Source organism: Sphingomonas mali NBRC 15500, from assembly GCF_001598415.1.
GTDB classification, from domain to species: domain Bacteria; phylum Pseudomonadota; class Alphaproteobacteria; order Sphingomonadales; family Sphingomonadaceae; genus Sphingomonas; species Sphingomonas mali.
This window is the reverse complement of the sequence record NZ_BCYX01000028.1, coordinates 22780-43568: the sequence shown is the minus strand read 5'-3', so window position 1 is coordinate 43568 and position 20789 is coordinate 22780. Positions and strand designations below refer to the sequence as shown.

Annotated in this window: 21 protein-coding genes; 11 read left to right on the top strand and 10 right to left on the bottom strand. The window is 61.4% G+C overall.

Annotated elements, in window-relative coordinates; translation table 11 throughout:
* The first annotated feature begins 694 nt into the window (after positions 1-694).
* Positions 695-2626: a hybrid sensor histidine kinase/response regulator gene (locus tag SMA01S_RS17530; protein WP_066825363.1), complete on the top strand. Its 1932-nt coding sequence runs from the start codon at positions 695-697 to the stop codon at positions 2624-2626.
* A gap of 2314 nt (positions 2627-4940) precedes the next feature.
* Positions 4941-5123, top strand: a complete 183-nt coding sequence (locus SMA01S_RS17525; protein WP_066825339.1) for a hypothetical protein — start codon at positions 4941-4943, stop codon at positions 5121-5123.
* A gap of 45 nt (positions 5124-5168) precedes the next feature.
* Here the strand turns inward: SMA01S_RS17525 and SMA01S_RS17520 are convergent, their stop codons facing one another.
* Positions 5169-5558 carry a CBS domain-containing protein gene (locus tag SMA01S_RS17520; RefSeq protein ID WP_157094013.1) on the bottom strand — a complete coding sequence of 130 codons (390 nt, stop codon included), beginning with the start codon at positions 5556-5558 and terminating at the stop codon, positions 5169-5171.
* A 14-nt stretch (positions 5559-5572) separates the two neighbouring features.
* Between SMA01S_RS17520 and SMA01S_RS24660 the strand changes: the two genes are divergently transcribed.
* Positions 5573-5890 (top strand): hypothetical protein, encoded by a 318-nt coding sequence (locus SMA01S_RS24660; protein WP_157094012.1) that lies wholly within the window; start codon positions 5573-5575, stop codon positions 5888-5890.
* A 57-nt stretch (positions 5891-5947) separates the two neighbouring features.
* Here the strand turns inward: SMA01S_RS24660 and SMA01S_RS17515 are convergent, their stop codons facing one another.
* Positions 5948-6349: a hypothetical protein gene (locus tag SMA01S_RS17515; protein ID WP_157094011.1), complete on the bottom strand. Its 402-nt coding sequence runs from the start codon at positions 6347-6349 to the stop codon at positions 5948-5950.
* A gap of 1114 nt (positions 6350-7463) precedes the next feature.
* On the opposite strand from SMA01S_RS17515, the gene SMA01S_RS17510 reads away from it, so the two are divergent.
* Entirely contained in the window at positions 7464-8270 is an 807-nt protein-coding gene (locus SMA01S_RS17510) for a hypothetical protein (protein WP_157094010.1), read from the top strand.
* A gap of 397 nt (positions 8271-8667) precedes the next feature.
* On the top strand, positions 8668-9573 hold the full coding sequence (locus SMA01S_RS17505; RefSeq protein ID WP_369405674.1) for a DUF5694 domain-containing protein: 906 nt from the start codon (positions 8668-8670) through the stop codon (positions 9571-9573).
* A gap of 153 nt (positions 9574-9726) precedes the next feature.
* Here SMA01S_RS17505 and SMA01S_RS17500 read toward each other — a convergent pair whose 3' ends face one another.
* Positions 9727-10620 carry an alpha/beta fold hydrolase gene (locus tag SMA01S_RS17500; RefSeq protein ID WP_066825331.1) on the bottom strand — a complete coding sequence of 298 codons (894 nt, stop codon included), beginning with the start codon at positions 10618-10620 and terminating at the stop codon, positions 9727-9729.
* 256 nt (positions 10621-10876) lie between these two features.
* Complete coding sequence (gene traA, locus SMA01S_RS17495; protein WP_066825329.1) at positions 10877-13726, bottom strand: Ti-type conjugative transfer relaxase TraA; 2850 nt, start codon at positions 13724-13726, stop codon at positions 10877-10879.
* Here traA and SMA01S_RS25390 point away from each other — a divergent pair.
* Both SMA01S_RS25390 and SMA01S_RS17485 read left to right on the top strand, forming a co-directional pair.
* A complete protein-coding gene (locus tag SMA01S_RS25390; protein WP_369405673.1) occupies positions 13725-14219 on the top strand; it encodes a conjugal transfer protein TraD in 495 nt (164 codons plus the stop codon). The two genes, traA and SMA01S_RS25390, sit on opposite strands and share 2 nt — an antisense overlap.
* The gene (locus SMA01S_RS17485) at positions 14176-14478 is read left to right on the top strand and encodes a conjugal transfer protein TraD (protein WP_066825326.1); all 303 of its coding nucleotides are present in this window, start codon (positions 14176-14178) and stop codon (positions 14476-14478) included. Before SMA01S_RS25390 ends, SMA01S_RS17485 begins: the two co-directional genes overlap by 44 nt.
* Here SMA01S_RS17485 and SMA01S_RS17480 read toward each other — a convergent pair.
* From SMA01S_RS17480 to SMA01S_RS17460, 5 genes are all read right to left on the bottom strand, one after another.
* Positions 14467-14940, bottom strand: coding sequence for a YbaK/EbsC family protein (locus tag SMA01S_RS17480; RefSeq protein ID WP_066825323.1), 474 nt, complete (start codon positions 14938-14940; stop codon positions 14467-14469). The two genes, SMA01S_RS17485 and SMA01S_RS17480, sit on opposite strands and share 12 nt — an antisense overlap.
* Positions 14940-15215: an HU family DNA-binding protein gene (locus SMA01S_RS17475; protein WP_066825320.1), complete on the bottom strand. Its 276-nt coding sequence runs from the start codon at positions 15213-15215 to the stop codon at positions 14940-14942. The genes SMA01S_RS17480 and SMA01S_RS17475 overlap by 1 nt, the downstream gene beginning before the upstream one ends.
* Positions 15216-15298: 83 nt before the next feature.
* Positions 15299-16204: a nucleotidyltransferase and HEPN domain-containing protein gene (locus SMA01S_RS17470; RefSeq protein ID WP_066825317.1), complete on the bottom strand. Its 906-nt coding sequence runs from the start codon at positions 16202-16204 to the stop codon at positions 15299-15301.
* Between the two features lie 71 nt (positions 16205-16275).
* Complete coding sequence (locus SMA01S_RS17465; RefSeq protein WP_066825315.1) at positions 16276-16575, bottom strand: sigma factor-like helix-turn-helix DNA-binding protein; 300 nt, start codon at positions 16573-16575, stop codon at positions 16276-16278.
* Positions 16572-17465: an ArdC family protein gene (locus tag SMA01S_RS17460; RefSeq protein WP_066825309.1), complete on the bottom strand. Its 894-nt coding sequence runs from the start codon at positions 17463-17465 to the stop codon at positions 16572-16574. Before SMA01S_RS17460 ends, SMA01S_RS17465 begins: the two co-directional genes overlap by 4 nt.
* A 536-nt stretch (positions 17466-18001) precedes the next feature.
* Here SMA01S_RS17460 and SMA01S_RS17455 point away from each other — a divergent pair.
* Both SMA01S_RS17455 and SMA01S_RS24265 read left to right on the top strand, forming a co-directional pair.
* Positions 18002-18214: a helix-turn-helix transcriptional regulator gene (locus SMA01S_RS17455; protein ID WP_066825305.1), complete on the top strand. Its 213-nt coding sequence runs from the start codon at positions 18002-18004 to the stop codon at positions 18212-18214.
* A gap of 8 nt (positions 18215-18222) precedes the next feature.
* Positions 18223-18408: a helix-turn-helix transcriptional regulator gene (locus SMA01S_RS24265; RefSeq protein WP_084250404.1), complete on the top strand. Its 186-nt coding sequence runs from the start codon at positions 18223-18225 to the stop codon at positions 18406-18408.
* A gap of 268 nt (positions 18409-18676) precedes the next feature.
* Here SMA01S_RS24265 and SMA01S_RS17450 read toward each other — a convergent pair whose 3' ends face one another.
* Positions 18677-19627, bottom strand: a complete 951-nt coding sequence (locus tag SMA01S_RS17450) for a sigma-70 family RNA polymerase sigma factor (protein WP_066825303.1) — start codon at positions 19625-19627, stop codon at positions 18677-18679.
* Between the two features lie 163 nt (positions 19628-19790).
* Here SMA01S_RS17450 and SMA01S_RS17445 point away from each other — a divergent pair, with 163 nt between their 5' ends.
* Positions 19791-20246, top strand: a complete 456-nt coding sequence (locus tag SMA01S_RS17445) for a carboxymuconolactone decarboxylase family protein (RefSeq protein ID WP_174543165.1) — start codon at positions 19791-19793, stop codon at positions 20244-20246.
* Between the two features lie 28 nt (positions 20247-20274).
* Positions 20275-20754, top strand: a complete 480-nt coding sequence (locus SMA01S_RS17440; RefSeq protein ID WP_066825299.1) for a carboxymuconolactone decarboxylase family protein — start codon at positions 20275-20277, stop codon at positions 20752-20754.
* Positions 20755-20789 lie beyond the last annotated feature (35 nt).

Genomic DNA, 20789 nt, shown 5'->3' with positions numbered 1-20789 from the left:
AAAGCGCGGGCTCATTGGGAGATTGCTGGCCGCTAGCTGGGCAAACAAGTCCTTCGCGGAGAGGCAGGATGAGTCAGGGGCAGCGCTGCAGCGTCGATGCCACGAGCTGGATTTATAAGCGGGCTGAGCGAACGGCAGCTTTCCCAAGTGCGTCACCCGAAAGCGAACAGACCGCTGGCGGCCCAAATCGGACATATCTATCCAACAAATTCCTCCACTGCAGCGCCGTGTTGCCGCGCCGGTTCGCTGCCCCTCTCCCACCGTCCAAAGGTAGCTTCGTCCACGCCGAGCGTCGCCGCTGATCGCTTAATCGACCACCCGCGACGACGGCGCGCAGCTGTCAATTTTGTAGCAGGGAACTGGGCGGCCCCTCGACCGCTAATAGAGGATGTCCGACGCTGCCCATTTCAAGACTCAGGCGGAGCGAGCCCGAAGCGCGAGAGGCCAAGCCCGATTTGCCATCCGGATAACGCGTCAGCCGGCTTCGCCGCATGTGGATTGGCTCGGGAAACACTGCTCGACCTTAGAATACACCGGGAAATAGCCAAGCGTCTTATCTGACTCTTGGGGAAGGGCCATGGCCCTCGCGATTTGTTGGTGCGCGTCGACGTGAGCGCAACCCAGCACCGTGGGAGCCAGGGAACGGCGCGTGATCGCCTCCGTTTAGGACGCAAAGATTAGAGATTTGGGGGCCATGGCACAATCCGAACATCCGTCCAGTACGAGCAGCAGGTTCGAACTACTGGTTCAAAGTGTCACCGACTACGCGATTTATATGCTCGACCTGGAAGGACGGGTGACGAGCTGGAATGCGGGCGCGCGTCGCTTCAAAGGCTATGAAGCCGATGAGATAATCGGTCACCACTTCTCCCGCTTCTACACGCCCGAGGAGCGCGAACAGGAAATCCCCAGGATCGCGCTTGAAAGGGCCGAGCGCGAGGGCCGGTTCGAGGCAGAAGGCTGGCGCGTGCGTAAGGACGGGACTCGCTTCTGGGCAAACGTTGTCATTGACCCCATTCGCGATCCCGCCGGCACACTGGTTGGCTATGCCAAAATCACGCGCGACCTCTCGGAACGCAGAGCAGCCGAGTTGGAGTTGCGCGCAAGCGAGGAGCGCTTCCGTCTGCTCGTTCAAAGCGTCACCGACTACGCGATCTATATGTTGGACCCGGACGGGAAGATAAGTAGTTGGAACCCGGGAGCCGAGCGCTTCAAGGGCTACGCTGCCGATGAAATAATGGGCGAGCACTTCTCGCGCTTTTACACGGACGAGGACCGGGCCGCAGACGTACCGCGCTTCGCACTAGAAACGGCTCGCCGGGAGGGCCGCTTCGAGGCCGAAGGGTGGCGCGTGCGAAAGGACGGATCGCGCTTCTGGGCTAGCGTAGTCATCGACCCGATCCGTAACGAAGCTGGCGAGTTGATCGGCTTCGCCAAGGTCACGCGTGATCTCACCGAGAAACGGGCAATCGAAGAACAGCTTCGCCAGTCCCAGAAAATGGAAGCGGTCGGCCAGCTCACCGGGGGGATCGCGCACGACTTTAACAACCTGCTGACCGGCATTAGCGGTAGCCTGGAGATGATGCAGGTGCGAATGGCGCAGGGGCGCACCGCAGAATTCGATCGATACTTTATGGCAGCCCAAGGCGCGGTAAGACGAGCTTCGGCGCTGACCCACCGCCTCCTGGCGTTCTCTCGGCGGCAAACCCTCGACCCCAAGCCGACCAACGTGAACCGTCTTCTAGCAGACGTCGAGGAGCTCATCCGACGTACCGTCGGGCCGGACATCGAGGTCGAAGTTGTCGGTGCGAGTGGATTGTGGCCGACGCTGGTCGACTCAAACCAGCTGGAAAACGCCATTCTCAACCTTTGCATCAACGGCCGCGACGCAATGCCCGACGGCGGTAAGCTGACGATCGAGGCCAGCAACAAGTGGCTCGACGAGCGGGCGGCGCGCAAGCACGATTTGCCGGTGGGTCAATATGTCGCCGTTTGCGTGACCGACACGGGAACGGGAATGTCACCCGACGTCATCGCCAAGGCATTCGACCCCTTCTTTACGACCAAGCCACTGGGCGAAGGTACCGGGCTCGGACTCTCAATGGTGTACGGTTTTACCCGTCAATCGGGCGGTCAGGTCAGAGTCTATTCCGAGATTGGCCAAGGTACGACCATGTGCCTCTACCTGCCCCGGCATGCCGGGGATGCCCCGCCCGAGGAGGAACCTGCCCAGATGGCGGCCGCGGAAGCCGCTGGCGACGGGGAGGTAGTTCTCGTCATCGACGACGAACCTACGATCCGCATGCTCATCGCTGAAGTTCTCGCGGAGTCAGGCTATGCCGTGATCGAGGCCCAGGATGGCCCTGCAGGCCTCAAGGTGCTGGAGTCCAACGCGAGGATCGACCTGCTGATCACTGACGTCGGTTTGCCGGGCGGAATGAATGGCCGACAGGTCGCAGATGCGGCGCGGGTCAACCGGCCCAGCCTCAAAGTGCTGTTCATTACGGGCTATGCGGAGAACGCCGTCATCGGCCGAGGCCGTCTCGACAACGGCATGTTTGTCCTGACCAAACCGTTCCAAATGGAAATCCTAGCGGATCGTATCCGAGAGATCATAGAGAACTAGGCTGTGAACTCATTAAGCCGCTGGGCCGGAAGTGGTACAATGTGGTTCGGCTTCGCCTATCCGACGCCTCCGGAGTCGCGACCCCGACAATGGTCTGTAGCCTATGATGACTGCTCTCGCTCGCTCGACGCATGTGAACTGACGGTCATCGGATGCCCGTTAAACCGCGCCGTCGCATAAAAATGCAGGCGACACCTGCCTGGACGAACGACAGCCTGTGGCGCCAATAGATGCCGCCAGGAACGGCCGAAAGTGGACGTATTCCTGGATGGCAGCTGACGACTAAGTGCGACTATTGCCCGTTGGCGGCCTTGGCGCTCACGGTCTTCCCGTGACGGGCAGATGCGCGTTCAATGGAGCAGACGGCGGCGCCATTCGTCGACCACCTCTTCAATTCCAGTTGGGTCGATTTCACCATGCTTTGTGCGGACGTGGAACTCTGTTCGGAAAGGAGGCTGTAGTGCTAAATATCCCGCCGCCATGACGAATAAGGGGCCATGCGCGACCTCCTTTTGATGGCGCGTTTGACCTGCGGGCGTAGAGCATATGTCGCGCCAAAGCGATGCTGGTTGTTCAATGTCCATGTCGCCTCCCGAGGGGCAATTGATGCGTAGACATACCACGGAATCACTGGCGGATCAAAAACGCGGCAAGTGCCGAACAATTGTTTACTTTCTCGAATTGGCTCGGAATACCAAGTTTTTATTTCGCCCTAGACAATTGTCAGCTTTCACTAACTGACGGCGTTGCGCGATATGCAACGAGGACAGCGCGAGAATGGACGAATCGCAAGTGGTTGGTGCGCTGGTTCGACGTCGACACGTCTGAACTGGGCGATCACGACAAATAGCGTCCGTATTGACCAAAATGGGTAGCAGCTCAGCCGACCCAGTGATACCGAACCGGTCTAGAGGCGGGGGCAAGTCCCCCCTCGTCCCCGCCTCGCCTTGGGTCTGTCTGCAATGGTTCTTCGCAAAACAAGTGGCGCGAGCCGCCGCCCCTATCGTCCCGTCCGTCCCGTCCGGCCTGTGGAAACTTGATGCTCGGCGAAACGCCTGGGATCTATGTCGAGCGCAAAGAGTGGCAAGGGGGCATCGAAACGAGGCCCTCACCTCACACCAATCGCCATAGGAACGAAGCAAAGCGTGGGGACGCGCATCAAGCTCACGAAGCTGGCTCCCTGGCCCCAATTGGCACTCGGATCGCTAGCCACTCCGGCTCCAGGGTATAAAACGAGCCTCGTAGCCGGCTTCTGGCGCCTCGCGCGATCTTCGTCATTTCGTCTAACTGGTATTTCGTTAGCGCGCCCTGAGACCAAACCGCCAGTCAATTATCCGTCTGCCGCGCTCGAGATCTATCCAGCTTCCAGCCCGATAGGTTCCAGACCATGCGCCGGCCGCATCCGATGCATTCGGCAATATAGCGCCCATCCTCGGCCCTGGACGTTGCGGGGTCGCGTCGATGCAGCCCAATAAGGCAGACAAGCTTCGTCATGGTTGTATTCCCGCATTCGGGCGCCTGTGGCACCTCAATGAACCACCAGAAGATGGACAATAGTAGCAACCAAGCGATCTCAACGCGACTATTCCAAATATGCCATGTGATCTCAACCCTTTCTTGATAGCTCAGGGCATACTCATATCGGCGCGGGGTTCGACTGCGGAATCTTGCTTGGGAGAGTAAGATGTCTAGTGGAAGCGAGATCGACGATCGGGCATATTATACACGCCGAGCAAACGAGGAACGGCAAAAAGCAGGTATCTGCGACGGCACTGTCGCAGCCGCCGTACACCTCAAGTTCGCTGAGGAATATGAACGGAGGGCGCAACGAAAAAGAGGATAACCCTCGTAGTTGCACAGCCCACTTCTGTGAGCCACCCGTCTCGAAGAGTAGCAGGAGCCAGTATCGATTCTATTTTATCGACAATAGGCGAACGTCGGGAGCGCCTTTTGGACCATTCCTCGTAGTCGTCGCCAATTAAAGGTAGACCTACCAAGATTGGAAGCGCGACGCGCTTCCGCTCGGTGCCTCGGCGATCCCCCAACGTTTTGCCGGGGCACCAACGCTAGCGGCTCATTAATGGTCTCACCAACCCTAACCACAGCTCCATGTCAGGACTCTGGCTGAATATAGCTGAAAAAGAAGCCGACACCGGGAATTGGGAATCGGCGCCGACTTCGCGCGTTTTCATGACCCCCTTCCCGCGCATTGCCATTAAAGTAGATCAATGTGGCCAGCACGCTTCCGCTGCAATCTCCACAAGAGCAGTCGCCCTGCTTGAACCCTACGCAGTCTCAATGATATTCGACGTCTATGCCAACGACCGAGCAGCGGGATTACTATGCCAGCCGTGCTGCAGAAGCACGGGCGCTCGCCAAGACCGAGAAAGACTCCAAGACGCTGGCCGCGCTCAACGAGCTTGCCGATTCATACGAGAAACTCGTTGAGGAGGCCGACCGGATAACGCTAATCCGCAGTCGTTTAACAGAACGCTAGAGGCGATCTCCCGTAAACCTGTTCGAGCCGCTCGATCGAGCGATCTCACTCAACAACTGCTAATAAGCGCGTCCGGGCCCTCGCCAGATCACTGATCGAAATCATCCCTACCAGTTCATTCCCGCGATTCAGCATTGGTATGCAGTGGAGTCGGGCTTCGGCCATTTTATCGAGCATACCTTCGGCATCGTCGTCATCGAAGCAACAAAGGAACTCGCTACTCATCACATCGCCCACCTTGGTATCGGAAGGGTGTCCTTGAACGATACAGTGGATGGCGATGTCGCGATTAGTGATTATACCAACTATGCGGTCATTTTCGCCGACAGGCAGAGCGTCGACTTTGATCTCCGCCATCATCCGTGCAACCTGTTCGAGCGTCTCTTTACGATCGATGAAACGCGCCGCTCCAGTCGTACAGTCACTTACCCGCACGGGAAGTCCTCTCCATGCCTGAGGTAGTGTTCGGCGTGGTTCTGTCGCTCTCGCCGATGCCAGGCATGATGCAACCGGCCGCCGATAGATTACGCGGCTGGCGATGGCGAGTTCCCAACAGCGTGATGGTTTGTGCGCTGTTTATCGACCGCAACTCCAAGCAGACCCTGCAAATCTCGCCTAGCCGGCACGGGCTTAACAGCGGCGAGCCTTGGCTCCATCCAATTTATCTGCTTTCCAGCCCGACGGCATCCAAATCATGGGCGTCCACATCGGGCGCACTCGGTCTGCGGCCGGCGGTGCTCTCGGCGGTGCCCGGCGGATTGCGGTGATCGATGAGCGGCAGTTGCCACCGGTGCATCGTCCGCGTCGGGCGCACCGAGCAAGGGTCATTCGATTGGTGACGCGATCTTATCGAGGAGGGGATAGATCAGTTCGGCCTCACGCGAAATCCGCCGACGCATCGCCGCCCGCAGGTCTTTCGACGCCGCGCAATAATCGGGCCATCGCGCGACGATTTCGCGCAACGTCCATAATCCGATATGTTGTGATGAGAGGATCAGACTGTCGTTTGCCTCGCCCTTGAGCGCTTCCAGTTCCTTCTTGTGCTTGGGCGCTGCCAGCATGACAACCTGTCCATGAAGGCGATCCAACAATGCCGTGCGGTTTCGACTCGCGCGCGTGAGTGCGAGCCTCACTGCCGGCAACCGATCAATAGGCGGGTCGCTTTGCTTGGTCAGCGATTCCAACTCATCGAGGCACGCCAGCATTTGTGCATGCAACAGCTTCAATTGGCCTAGCACGACTATCTCCTTGCATCGGCCAAATACCGCAGCGTGGTTAAGAAGGTCGCACCGCCCGCAACATTACCGATGCGTTAGCACGCACGTGTTGGTCGCGAATGTTCTGAACGGACCTACAATTCACGTAGATATTGAGGAGTTACAGGTCCTCATTCAATGCGGGTATCGCGTCTATATCACTGGCAGCCCGCTTCCCTTAGTTCGACCGCTCATCATAGAGGCAAACGGCTCGGGATAGTTGCTCGGGTTGTTCCCTGACGGCGCGTATTCGGCTCGACGACGATGTTGTTCGTGGGTCGGTGGGACATGCTGACTCCAAGTAGAAGTTTTTTTCACCATAACAGACCATGCCTTTTTACGGGCCGTTGTATGCCTTGAGTCAACGGCGTTGTTCCAACGCGTGCTAAGCGTGCCGGGAGGTAGCGATTGTTTGGCGCCCTCTCATCTGCCGTCTACGCAGCCAAGTGCGAACCAGATCGTCGACTGGATTAGCGCGCGATTCGACGGAAGCCGGATGGAACGCGGCTGTTTGGGGCCGCCGTTCTGATGTGGGTGAATCATATGAAAGTCGCGCACCCCGCATGCATCTTGGTTTGTGCCTGTTCGCAGTCTCAGTTTTAGCAGGCCGTGCGTTGGCCACAACGCTCGTGCAAAGGCGGTAATCATTGTCGGCTTTACGGAGGTTCGAACCTAAAAGCCGCGAGTCCGCAAGCGGCCCAGAAGCAGCCCTTCGCCGCGGCACATTTCTAACGGCGGAACTTGGGCCGTTAGTTGCCAGTCCGATTTCGGGAGCCGAATGCGCGATAGTTGCCCTTCGGGATCAGACTCACCCGAACGGGAGCTAGCACCTATTAGCGGTCTGCACTCCGCCGTGACGCGGGCCCAAAACGGTCGCACCTTAACGCTTGAAAGTTTGCATGGTCATCTTTGTTCGGGCTCGACTAAGTGCTACCAGAAGAGAGCGAGTACATCGTCACGATCTCATGGGGTTTTGCATTGCTTCTTCGCGAGGGTGTTGGTGGGCCAGAGTATTTCTTCGAATCGGTCGTATGTAATCGGACATACCGTTCCACTCCGCACCAACCTCCAGCGGGCGCGAGGTTTGCTGACGATCGTAATACTGGGGCTCGCGGCGAGTGGTTGTATGTCGGTCGAGCCGGCAGCCTCGCCTGGACGGACTTGGGCATACTCGCCCTATGCGCCGGGCAGCCAACCCAACCCGATCGCGATCGACATTCCTGACGCCGCTTTGTCGAGCGCTGGGCCCTCTCGCCCAACGACACAGAGCGCGGCTGCTAATGCTATCTCGACCGAGCGTCGATTCGAAACCAATCTCGAATTACACCAGATCATTCCGCTCCTGATCGAGCGCCTGGACAGAGCCGCCACGCCGGGAGGCGCCGCCACACTTGCCGAATTCATCGAAGCCGCCGGGGCTAGGTCCGCTGCGTCCAACCCCCTGTTTCCGAGCCAAGTGGTGGTATCGACTCGCGCGTGCGGCCGAGCGGATGGTACCTTGCGCCAATGGGCGGAAACCCGATTCTGCAAGCCGGGCGTGACCCGGTATGACGAACTCCGCATTGAGACCTTCGCGCGATGGCGCACCACCACAGAAGTGCAGTGCTCCGATTGCGTCACTCAATATATTCAGCGGCTGAACGCGTTGACCATCGACGTCTTGGCGGCGCGTCTTGGTGCGGCCGGGTACACTGGGATCGGGGTCGTCGAGGGCCAAACCGGGGCTGGTGCGTTCCGGTCACCGCTTGTCCATAGCGGCTTTTTCCGCGACGCTGCGGCACCCCTGCTCGCAGCAAGCCATCGTCCGCTGGTCGATCTAGCGGGCCAACCGGCCAGCCTGCCGCCGGCAGTGTTCCAGTTGCAAATCTACTTTCCTGCAAGCGCGGGTTGACGAACCGGCCTGAGCTTCCCTCGCACCTTCCCTCCGGCAGGGTGGCGGTTTTATCTTAGCGAGCCACTGCGGCGAGAATTGGTGCCTTGCCAGGACCAGACGGTCCTCTTGCTCCGAGGATCGCATGCAGGCTCGGTGTGTTGCGCAAGCAACTCACTAAGTGTAGTAAGGATCTATGTCACTTCCCAGATGCTTCATCTCCGGCCGCTCGGCATATCTTTCGCTCGCCGGAGCGATCGTCTTCCTACTCCTTTCGCTAGGTGCCGCCCGTGCGCAGGATTACAGGCCATCCTTTCGTCCAGAGACGTTGAAAGGGCCGCCCGTCGGCGCCCCGAACGAAGTGCTTGTCCTGGGAACAGGCCATCTATCAGGACTTTCGGAAACGCTATCGCCGGCGATGCTGTCGCCGCTTCTCGATCGGCTCGCGTCGTGGCGTCCGACAGGGATTGCCACCGAGAACCTCTCGGGCATTCAATGCGACAATCTGCGCCGCTATCCATCGCGATATGCAGAGACGGTCCAGAGATACTGTCCCGACCCTAGTCCGGCGGGTCGGGCGACTGGCCTGGATGTGCCCGGTGCCAATGCTGAAGTTGAGCGCCTCCTTACCGCTTGGCCGCCTGCGCCGTCACCTGCGCAGCGTCGGCATTTAGCGGCAGTCTTTTTGGCGGCGGGGGAACCTGGCTCGGCACTGGTGCAGTGGCTCAGGCTGCCTCTGGCCGAACGACGCGCGGGTGACGGACTGAACGATGAACTGGTAGACATGCTCAACAAGGCCGAAAGTCGTCCTAATGAGACGAACTTGGTGTCCGCTGTGCTCGCTGCTCGCCTGGGATTGGAGCGCCTTTGGAGCGTGGACGATCATTCTGCCGACACGCCCGACAGCGCGGATCCAGCGGAGCGAAAGGCCTCCGCCGACGCGATCGGACGCGCATGGGACAATCCGGCGACCCATGCCCGACAGGCCGAAGACGCTCGATTGAAGAAAAACTTGGCGCGGCCGGACGGCATTTTGAACATGTATCGTGCGTACAATGCTGCGGCCGCCCCCACTCTGACGTACCGATCCGACTTCGGTGCGGCGCTCGCCGAGCCCTCGCCGCAACAATTCGGACGGCACTATATAGGCTATTGGGAAACGCGTAACCTGCGCATGGTGGCGAACATCCGCGACGTGCTCGGCCGCTACCCCGGTATGCGGCTGCTGGCGATTGTGGGAGCCTCGCACAAAGGATATTACGAGGCGTATCTCAACCAGATGCATGACGTTCGTCTGGTGGATCCTAATACCGTGCTTCGTTGAGGCGATCTGTCAACGGCGGCTTCGCCGAGTCGTCCGCCGCAAAGCCGCCGAACTGCTTTCCAACCACCCGATTCCCGCCGTTCGGTGGCACCCACCTGACAGATATCGACGCGAACGACTGAGCATGGTGAAGCGTCCCGGCAGCTTCCGGTCTCAGCCGCTTTCGATCAACATTTTGCGGACCTTTTGCACGGCGTCAGCGAAAGCACTCGGGCGTTCCTGAGGAAGGTTGTGGCCCGAGGCGATCGTCCGATGTTCATGCGGCCCAGTGAACATGTCTGCCTGATCCGCCGTCCCGCCCGGTTTCAGCGGATCATCTTCGCCGTCGAGCGTCACCGCCGGAACCGAGATCTTCGGCTTCTTCCGAAGACGCACTTCGAGGTCCTCATAGGCCGGGTCCCCTGCCGCAAGTCCGAAGTCGAAACGATAGGAATGAATGACAACGTCGACAAAGTCGGGATTGTCGAACGATAGCGCGGTACGCTCGAACGTCGCTTCATCGAAGTTCCAGTTCGGGGACCATTGTCGCCACAAGAGCCAACAAAGGTCGCGCCGATTCTCGGCGAGACCCTCGCGACCCCGCTCGGTCTGGAAGAGATGCTGATACCACATCACCGACTCCAGAGCGGGCGGAAACGGGTGCCGCATTCGTTCGATGTCGATCACGTCATAGCTGGCGAGCGACACAAGGCCCGCCACGCGTTCGGGCCAAAGGGCTGCCGCAACACAGGAGGCGAGACCGCCCCAGTCATAGCCGGCGAGAATCGCCCGTTCGACTCCAATCGAATCCAGCAGGCCGATCAGGTCTGAAGCCAATGCTGCCTGCTGTCCGGACCGCATCGTTTCGGCATGTCGAAACCGCGTCGGCCCAAAGCCCCGAAGATAGGGCATGAATACTCTCGCTCCCGCGGCGGCAAGGAGCGGCGCAACGGCTTCGTAGGCGCATATGTCGTAAGGAAAACCGTGGGAAAGCACGACCGGCCAACCATCAGCGGAGCCAACCTCATCATACGCAATGTGCAGTGCGCCGGTTTGCGCAAGTTTCATAACCGGTCTCTCTAATCGAAGCGTCGTTGATTCTGCGGCTGCCGATGGGTCGTATCAACGTCCGAACATGTGGCGCGTGCCACCCTTTGCCGCAGACGGTGAACGATTGCCCGCGGGCGGGCAACGCAATGACGGCGCTGACGGCAAGAAATAGGGCGCTAGCGACATTAGGCGATGCGCTGAGCGAAGGACCGCTTTCGGGCTCCGGCGGACGCGCGTTAACGACCAAATTGGGGCGCGTAGCGGCCGTTCGTCATCACATGCCGATATCCAGACCACGTGATCGTGTTCGCGCCATCATGTCGGCAAGCTCTCTCCCCACCCCCTGCTTGACGGCACTGGGCAGACCGAGTGCCTGGCGTCGATTGCGCAGGATCGACTCCACCTGGGGATCGCGATCAAGGCCCTTGGCCATACCGATCATCGAGTCCGCAACCCTCGCTGCCTTGCCCGTTTCCTGTTCGCGCATCAACAGCCGGCGCTGCCGATCAAGCGCATGCCAGCGTTGCACGAATACATCGGCGCGCAAATTGGGATCGTTGCGCATTTCGGTCTCCAGCTGCATTGCGCGGATGACCGATTGCGTCCGCCCCGCGGACGCCTCGCCGATCAGTCGATGGTCGGCGGAGAACGCCGCTTCGAGGTCGTTCGCGCCATGCTGCGCGATGCTTTCGAGCGCCGCGCGACTGGCAGCCAGTTCGCTCCGCTGTTCGGCGGAATAGGGATCGCCGACCCGGTGCGCGAAGCGCATCGCACTGACGATCCTGCCATGTCGAGCGACCGCGTCGGATAGCGCGGGAACGTCAGATCTTTCATGACCCGGGCGGGTAAGCGTCGAGCGCGGCTGCTCGCGCGGTTCGATCGGCGCTGGGTACGCACGCGAGGGAGAGGCAGCAACTGGTGTGGAATTCCCAAGGTCGAGATAATCCGATGCCATATCCTTGCCGCGCTCGCGCGACAGCGTGGCGATCAGCTTGCCCCGATCGGCAAAGTCGTCTCGGCCATAATGTAGGTCGACGCTGTCCCGATGCCGCGACAACGCGACATAGGCGGCGTGGCGATCGATCCCCGGCGTCGCCAACACATGGACACGGTCGACCGTCATTCCTTGCGCCTTGTGCACGGTGGCGGCGTAGCCGTGATCGACGGCGGCATAGTCCTTGACGTCGAACGCGATCGATCGGCCATCGTCGAGCAAGACCGCCATCCGGCTTGGCGTGGCCGATCGCACCTCTCCAAGCGTACCGTTCTTCACGCCCAGGCTGCGTTCGTTCCTGAGGAACATGACACGGTCGCCGCGAGCGAACGTTCGTTCGCCCCGCTCGACGCGGATCGCTACGTCTTCGCCAAGCGCGCGTCGCGACCGAAGCCGCTCGCGCGCTGCGATATTGAGCGCGCCGACCTCGTCGTTGGTGTGAGTAAGGATGATACGTGTCGCGCCCGGCGAGGCAGCGCGATCGCGATCCCAGCGATCGATCAGGTCGCCACGCGCTTGCTCGCGAGTATCAGTTGCGTGGACTTGCCCGCGGTCATCATATGCCGCAATCGCCTCAGCCGTACGGCCGGTCGCGAGATGGCGGGTCGCATCGCGCTGCCAGTCGTCGCGCTGGCGGCGAACCTGGGTGATCTCAACACTCCCGTGACGTTCGGCAAGCGCGCGGAACGCAGCTCCGGCCTCGATCGCCTGGAGCTGTTCGGGATCGCCAACCAGCACGACCTTCGCGCCGTGCTTTTCGGCTTCGGAGACAATCCGCTCCATCTGGCGCGTGCCGATCATCCCGGCCTCGTCGATGACCAGGACCGAGCGCTCGTCGAGCAACTCCCGTCCGCTGCTCCATTGATGCTCGAGACTGGCGATCGTGCGCGACGCGATCCCCGATCCGCCTTCGAGATTCTCGGCGGCGATGCCTGAGAGCGCCGCACCCAGGACGCGATAGCCGGCGTGCTCCCATTCGTCGCGCGCGATGCCCAGCATGGCTGACTTGCCGGTACCCGCATAGCCCGTGACGATTGCCAGGTCATGCGGCCGGGTTATGTGCTTGAGCGCGGCCTGTTGCTCTTCCCCAAGACGCAGGCCGTCACTCCCGGCGGCCGCGATAATCCCCCCTTTCATGGCCGCCGGGAGACCATGGCTGACACGTTCGGCCAAGCGGTCAGCGGCGCGCTCCAGCCGGCGCTCTGTCTCGATCATGTCGCGGCTGGTGAACCGTTCTTCCCCGCGCCCATCCTTGCCGAGAGCGACGAGCTCCGGCGCTGCGCGCACCGCACCCATCACCCGATCGAACTGGTCCTTCCCCTCGCTATGGCGGTGAATGAACATCGCGAGGTCGCGACGAGTGAACGTCGCCTGCTGCCGCGTGATCGCATCGAGCGCGATATTGGGATTGGCGATGATCTTCTCGCCATTGGCGCGAGCGATCGCATGATGTTCTTCGAGCCGCTCGGAGGTCAGGCTCTGCGCCGCCATCCGCGATACGGCAGGCCCGATCTTGTGCTGCGGCTCCAGGTCGATGCCCTGGGCTTCAAGCGAGCGATGATCGACCCGCGCGTCGATATCGAGCTCGGCCAATCGCTGGTTGACGTGCTCGCTCCAGCGCGCGCGCCATTTCTCCAATAGGTCGGTGCGATTCCACTCGCGGACCTTGGGGCCGAAGCCGTCCTCGCCGATCTCGCGCATGGTCAGCATGACATGCGCGTGCGGCTTGGCGAGCCCATCGGCGCCAATGTCCCAATGGACGTTGAGATCGGCGATCATGCCGCGGTCGACAAACTCCTCGCGGACGAAGTCGCGGGCCAGCTCGATCCCCTGCTCCTGGGTCATCTCGCGCGGGATGGCGAACTCGATCTCGCGTGCGAGCTGTGCGTCGATCCGCTTCTCGGCCGCCTCGACCTCGTTCCACAGTTTCTCGCGATCGGAGAGGTGTTCCGGCGCGCCGTCGGGCAGCATCACCTCGGAATGGACGACGCCGGTCTTGTTCGAGAAGTCGTGATGTCGGTCGAGGCGCTCGTCGTGCAATCGCGACGCCGAGCGGTACGCGGCAGCCGCAAGCGCCGACGATCCGTTGGCGCGGGAGATGACCTTTGCGGAGAAATGGTAGATCGCCATGGCGATCGTCCAATTACTCCCATTCGAGCACGTCGGCACGACGTATAAGCGCGCCCTCGAAAGATTTCATCTATCTCGGGACGCGGTAATCCCAGGACATTTCAACGCATTGCGGCTGATCGAGCTGAGCGATAACTGGGCCGTCCGACCAATGCAATGGAAAGGACGGACGATGCGCAAACCGCGCGATTTCGACGCAGAGCTGAAAGCACTGAACGACAAGGCCAGGCAGCTCCGGGACCGCAAGCGCGACCAACTCGGCGAACTGGTGATCGCAACCGGCGCCGACGCGTTTCCGGTCGAAGAACTGGCCGGCGCGCTGATCGCTGCGGTCGAAAGCAAGGACCCAGCGATCAAGGAGGGCTGGCGCAAGCGCGGCGCTGCGTTCTTTCAGCAGTCGCGGCGCAATGCTGGCGGCGCTGATCGCGACGCGGGCGGCGGCGCGGCGAATGACGGTCACACGAAACCGCCTGCTGGCGCGCCGGGCGCGTAGCGATACGCGAGACTGGCAAGTGAAGCGGCGCGAGCGGACGCGGCAACTGATCGAGCTTGGCGGCCTGGTTGCCAAGTCCGGTCTGGTTGAACTGACCGATGACGACCGCGCGGTCCTACTCGGCGTCCTGGTTGAAGCAGCCGCCAGACTGCGCGGCGAGGATCGCGGGTCACAATTGTTGCTCTGGCGTCGACGCGGGAAGCGTGCGTTTGGCGATGCCGCAGCCGATCAGGCTGAGGCCCGGACGTCAGACCGGTGACGGCAGCGAGCAGAGATCGGCCCATTCCGCATCGACCAGTTCGGCGAGGCGGTCGGGGCTCAAGCGCACCGATGCGGTTCGCGAGCCGGCGGCCGGATAGACTTCCGCGAATTGTCGCAACGACAGGTCGCAATAGATGGGAAGCGGCTCGGCCAATCCGAACGGACAAACCCCGCCAACAGGGTGTCCGGTCAGCCGCTCGACCTCGTCGGCGGCAAGCATGCGCGGCCGACCGCCGAGCGCGACCTTGACCTTGCGATTGTCGAGCCGTGCGTTGCCCGAAGCGACGACCAGCACGACGCGATCGCCGACCCGCAGCGAGAGCGTTTTGGCGATCTGTCCTGGTGCCACGCCAAGCGCGGCAGCGGCCTCGAGCACGGTCGCGGTGCTCGAGGCCTGATCGATAATGGCGATGTCGGGTGCCCGAGCCTCCAGAAAGGCTCGGACCGCATCAATCCCCATCAGCCGTTCAATTTGTCCTTGAGCGCCTTGGCAGGCGCAAAGGTCAGCTTCTTGGACGCCGCAATATCGATGCGCTCGCCGGTCGAAGGGTTACGTCCCTGGCGAGCGGGCGAATGCTTGACCTTGAACTTGCCGAATCCGTTGAGCGCGACCTCGTCGCCCTTCGCAGCCGCGTCAGCAATCGCTGCGATCACGTCATCGACGATCTTGCGCGCGTCGGCCTTCGAAACGTCGTGCGCGGCGGCGATGTGTTCAGCGAGGTCAGTCGTGTTCATCAATGGTGCTCCCTAATTGGCGGCGGCGCATTATGGGCGGCGGTCCATCTCGTCTAGACCTCGCGGCACGCCGTCGCGACCGGTCAGGCGCCGGCTTGCGATTTTAGCTCTGTGAGCCGTTCTTCGGATACCTCGACGACGATGCCGCGCAGGCGCGCAATCGATGCTGCGAGCGCGTCCAGGTCCTCATTGGTGATTGCGTAGCTCGTCGAATATCGCGCCTCCACATAGGCGCGCTTGAGGCGCTCGAACCGGCTGCGATCAACCCTCGTTGCGCGCGGCCAAGCGTCGACAAGGCGAGGCTCCTTATCCTCGCTAAGGGAGCGCAGGAATTTGATGTTGTGCGAGCGCGGGAAATACAGCGTCCGGACAAGCAGGAAGCAGATGTACAAGCGCTCGGCCGTTTGGTGCAGCAAGAAGGCCGCTTCGACCGGCCGACCTCTTGCAACGTTGTCACGAGCGTTCTGCAAAAAGGTATCAGCGCTGGGGAGCCAGTGTTCGAGATACTCTTTCGCCATCCGATATGCGTCTGCCGCCGTCAGCGGCATCGGCGTCGCAAGCGGATGGCAGGGCAGTTCGTAAAGTGCGATGCCGTCACGCGCGATATCGACCCAGAAATACTCGCCCCGCTTGAGCGCCGAATTCACCTCGTCGAGCGAATGGACGATGATGTTGACCGGCCGCGCAATGGCGGGATCGCGCAGGATCCGATCCTCGGCGACATACCAGTAATGCGCGATGTCGGTCAGGTCTTCGTGGCTGACGACGACGAGCAGATCATAGTCCGATTGATAGCCGTTCTCGGGCTCGTCGACCCAGTCGTCGCGCGCGTAACTGCCGAACAGGATGATCTTGTAGACCTTGCCGTCGCGCTTGTGCAGCTTGGTCGCCTGGCCGATCGCGACCTCGAATTCCTCGAGCAGGATGCGCTGGATACGCTCCAGCTCCTGCTGCTTGGATTGCGGCAAATGATCGAGATCGGTCTTCACGCTTTCGTCCTACAGATAGAGGAGCATGGCGCCAACCTCGCCCGGCACGATGCCGGGCGAGGTCATGCGGATCAGCCGAGCCATCGGCGCCACCAATGGCGGCGCGAATCGTCGAGATTGCGAGAGAGATTGGTGAGCGCTTCGGCGAACAGCCGCTCGACCTGGGCGACGGTCAGGCCGGTGCGATCGGCAATCTCGACATAGCTGAGGTTATCGAGGCGAACCGCCAGGAATATCTCGCGCTGCCTTCGCGGCACGCGCCGCACTGCATGGTCCAGCCTGGCCAGTTCGGCTGGGTCAGCCGTGCCTTCCGCCGTTTCCTCATGGAGGGCCAGAGTCCGTTCCAACGCTCGCTTGCTGCGGGAGGTCATTGCCCCGCCTCCCCTTCGTTCGGAGCGAAGCGAAGAAGAAAGTCCGCCGCCTTGCTGGCAGCACTTGCCGCCCGGAAGATCGCTTTTTCATCCTCACGCAACACGGCAAGCCAGCTACCGATATAATCGGCATGTCGCACGGTCGGCTGGATCGACAGCGACGCGCAGGCAAAGGCGCTCGCCATCTCCGCGACCAGCTCCTCGCGGGCATAATCCGGGCTCCCGAAACGCCCCTGCTGATTGCGGTCCAACCGGGACGGGTGACCGGTCCAATGGCCAAGCTCGTGGAGCATGGTGCGATACCAGTTGATCGGCTCGGGGAATGCGGCCTGCGGCGGTACCGCGACATAGTCCGCGGACGGCGCGTAATAGGCTTCGCCCCCGCCAAACCGGATGTCTGCACCACTGTCGCGGATGATCGCCTGCACTGACGGCAGCAGGTCGGCAAGCTCGGTCGGCGCGATGATGCGGGTCAGGTCTTCGGGGAGGCCTTCGCACTGATCGACGTTGAACACGGTGAACCGCTTGAGGAACGCCACTTGCCGCGCGTCGCGGTCCTCATCGCGCGCTTTCTGTTCCTCACCCTTCGGCGTGAAGCGGTCGGCATAACAGATGGTTGTGCCGCGCTCGCCCTTGCGGACATGGCCACCCACAAGCTCGGCCTGCCGATAGGTCAGCCAGCGCTGCGAGGCGTAGCGGCCCTCGATCACCGCTGCCCAAAGGATCAACACATTGATCCCCGAATAGCGTCGCCCAGTAACCCCATTGGCGGGCATGGCGCACCCGCAAGCGGCGGCATCCCATGGCTTCACCCAGGGAAGCCGTCCCTGCTCGAGTTCAACGATCACGCGGTCGGTCACTTGCGCGTAGAGGCTCTGACGATCCTTCATCTTCCTTGCTCCTTTCTCAGACCACCGCAGCCGGCGCCGGAAGGGCGGGATGGGCGGCAGGAGCGGACCAAAGGTCCCGCCGAACGAGGCGGGCAGCACCTTCAGGCTGGAACGAAGTGGAAGACCCCGAAGGGGTTGCGGCACGCCGCGGCGGGACCACAGGGCAGCGACGCCCATCCCGCCACACCGGTGCCGGCAGGCACACGCCATCGCGCCAGCGCGATGACCATCAAGCCGGAGCATAGCTCCGGCGCTCACGTCATGTGATCGTCACCCGCATGGGCCGAGACGCGAACAGCGGCTCGGTGCCGCGCAAAGCGGCATAGAGCGCGGTCAGGCCGCAGGCCTGAGACGCCTTGAGACCCCTGTCATCGTTCTTGCTGCGCAACGTTGATCGCCTCGGCCGCCAAAGCTGGCCGTATCCGGCCGCAGCACTCCCTTACGCGCCGAATAGCGCCGTTGTTCGGGTGACTGTGCGGAGTTCTAGTGGTGCCCGAGAGAACACCACGACGCCGCATTCGATACGAGGTGAAATCATGCAGACTGACAACCCCGACCGGATTCTGAGGATCAATGCTGTCCTGGACCGGACTGGCCTCAGCCGCTCGACCATGTACCGCAAGATGCAGGACGGCACGTTCCCGAAAAACGTCCAAATCAGCACTCGTTGCGCCGGTTGGCGCGAATCTGCGATCAACGCCTGGCTACGCAATCCGATGTTCTATTCCGTGGAAAACCCGGACCGCTGAGCGACGTGATGAACGGCGCCGGCCCATCATCGGATCGTTTCATCAAGCTGGATGAGGTGAAACGCCGCGTCGGCCTTGGTAAGTCGATGAACTACAGACTGATCTCAGAAGGGAAATTCCCCGCACCTTACAAGTCTCGCCCTTCGCCTCCCGTTGGAGCGATCGGGAGATCACCTCTTGGATTGACGACGTGAAGGACGGCTTCGAGGGAAAGAAACGGAAGCTCTGACTGCCGAGTTCGAAAGACATGCCCGCTGTCGCTTTCGGATCATAAGTGTCCGATCGAGGAAGACATTTTCTCGGCAGTGCCGCAAGCATGCCTCGGATGATGCCTCAGGGTCAGCCTCGTCTGCTTTCGACCAAGATGCGTCGCTCGCGGGTCGCGCTTTAACGGCAGCTTCTGCCCAAACCTGCCGCTCGGTCGGCGTGACACCGTTTGGCAGCAATGCGCCCCAATAGCGGTCACTGCGGACTAGTCTCACCCGCCCCGGAAGCCGACGTCGCGCCGTCGATCATATCGCGGGTCAGATGCTGCAATTTTTCGGGGTTTCGGACGATGTAAATCGCGGTGATCTTGCCGTCGCGTATATCGAGGGCGGTCGTTTGAGCCACCCCCCTATCGATGCTGACATAGCCGGGCAGGCCATCGATCTCAGCGGTGTGCAGTAGTCGCGGTGTGGGCGCGTTCTTGCGTCGCAGCCCGGCGAACAGGCGCAGCGCGCGGTCAAGGCCACGAATGATGTTGCGGAAGGCCAGGACCTTGCCGCCGCCGTCCGAATGGATCTCGACATCCTGGGCGAGCAGCGATGCAAGCGCCGCGGTATCGCCGTCGCGGCTGGCATCGAAGAAGGCTTGCGTTATCCGCCTCGCCTCGGCCGCCTCGACATTGAAGCGCGGCCGGGCAGCCTGAACATGCTTGCGCGCACGCGAGGCCAGCTGGCGGACCGCGGCCGGCTTTCGGTTGAGCGTCACGGCGACTTCATTCAACGGCGTGTCAAATACATCGTGCAACAGGAAGGCTGCACGTTCGAGCGGCGACAGGCGTTCCATGGCCAACATCAGGGTCACGGTGATGTCGTCGGCGATCGTCTCTTCAGGATTGCCGGACTCCATCATCGGGTCGGGCAGCCACGGGCCAATATAAAGCTCGCGTCGCGCACGCGCTGATTTCAGGCGGTCGAGGCACAGTCGGGTGACGACCCGGGTCAGATAGGCGGCCGGTGAATCGACGCGCCCGTCGACCTGTTCCCATCGGAACCAGGCATCCTGCACGACGTCTTCGGCTTCGCTGAACGAGCTAAGCATCCGGTACGCCAGGCGGATCAGCCGCTTACGCTCACGCTGAAAATCGGAAAGGCGCGCGGCCTGATTGACCGGCCGACCAGCCGTCGCCTCGCCTTCGTTGCTCGTCATCGTGTGCCGCCTCCTTAGCCTGCCTGATGTGACGAGACAGGCAGGCGCAATGTGACATGCCTTCGAAAAATTCGAAATTTTTCATGCGCCATGTCACGCCGCCGCAGTCCGCGTCGTCAGTGCAGCGAGCGTCGATTGGACGCTGCAGCGAAAGGATGACGGCATGAACGATATCAAGCGGCTCGTATGGCACGAGGTGGCGCCCAAAGGCGCACAGGCGCTGTTCGGTGTACACCACTATTTAATGACCGGCACCAGCCTGCCGGAAGAACTGATCCACCTCGTTTTCCTGCGGGTGTCGCAGATCAACGGCTGCGCGCATTGTATCGATCTGCACACCCGCGACCTGCTCAAGACCATGCCGCTCGACAAGGTCGTGTTGCTGCCGGTCTGGGCGGAAGTGCCGCACCTGTTCGAGCCCCGCTATCGCGCGGCGCTCGCCTGGGCAGAAGAGGTAACGCGGGTCAGCGAGACCCATGCTTCCGACGAGGCCTATGCCGCCGCGGCAGCGATGTTCGAACCGCGTGATCTTGTCGACCTGACAATTGCGATCGCAGCGATGAACGCCTTCAACCGGCTCGGCGCGCCGTTCCGCTTGCCGGTGAAAGCCAAGGCCTGACCCACTCGCAACATATTGGAGTTACCCCATGTCCGAACGGTTAAATCACATGCGCCAAGTGCCGGCGCTTACGCAGAAGCTGACTGAGCTTACCTTCGCGCTTAAGAAGGGGACAATTGAGCAGGCAGTCTTGAGCTTGGTCGAGATCCGCGCGTCACAGCTCAATGGCTGTGCCTTCTGCCTCGACATGCATGTCAAGCAGGCCAAGCTGCATGGCGAGCGCGAGCTTCGCCTTCATCACGTCCCGATCTGGCGAGAGTCACCCTTGTTCAGCGACCGCGAGCGCGCTGCATTGGAATGGACCGAAGCACTCACTCGCCTGTCGCCATATGGCGTGTCGCACCAGATTTACGCGCAGGCTCGCGCCCAATTCACGGAAGACGAATTGGTATACCTCACGTACATGGTGATGGTGATCAACGCCTGGAACCGCGCCTCGATCGCGTTCCAGTCGGTGCCTGGTTCGCAGGACAAGGCCTTTGGGCTGGATAAGTCGGGTCTGGCTTGAGTGTCTTTGACGAGCGGTCGCTCATAAGCGCTAAA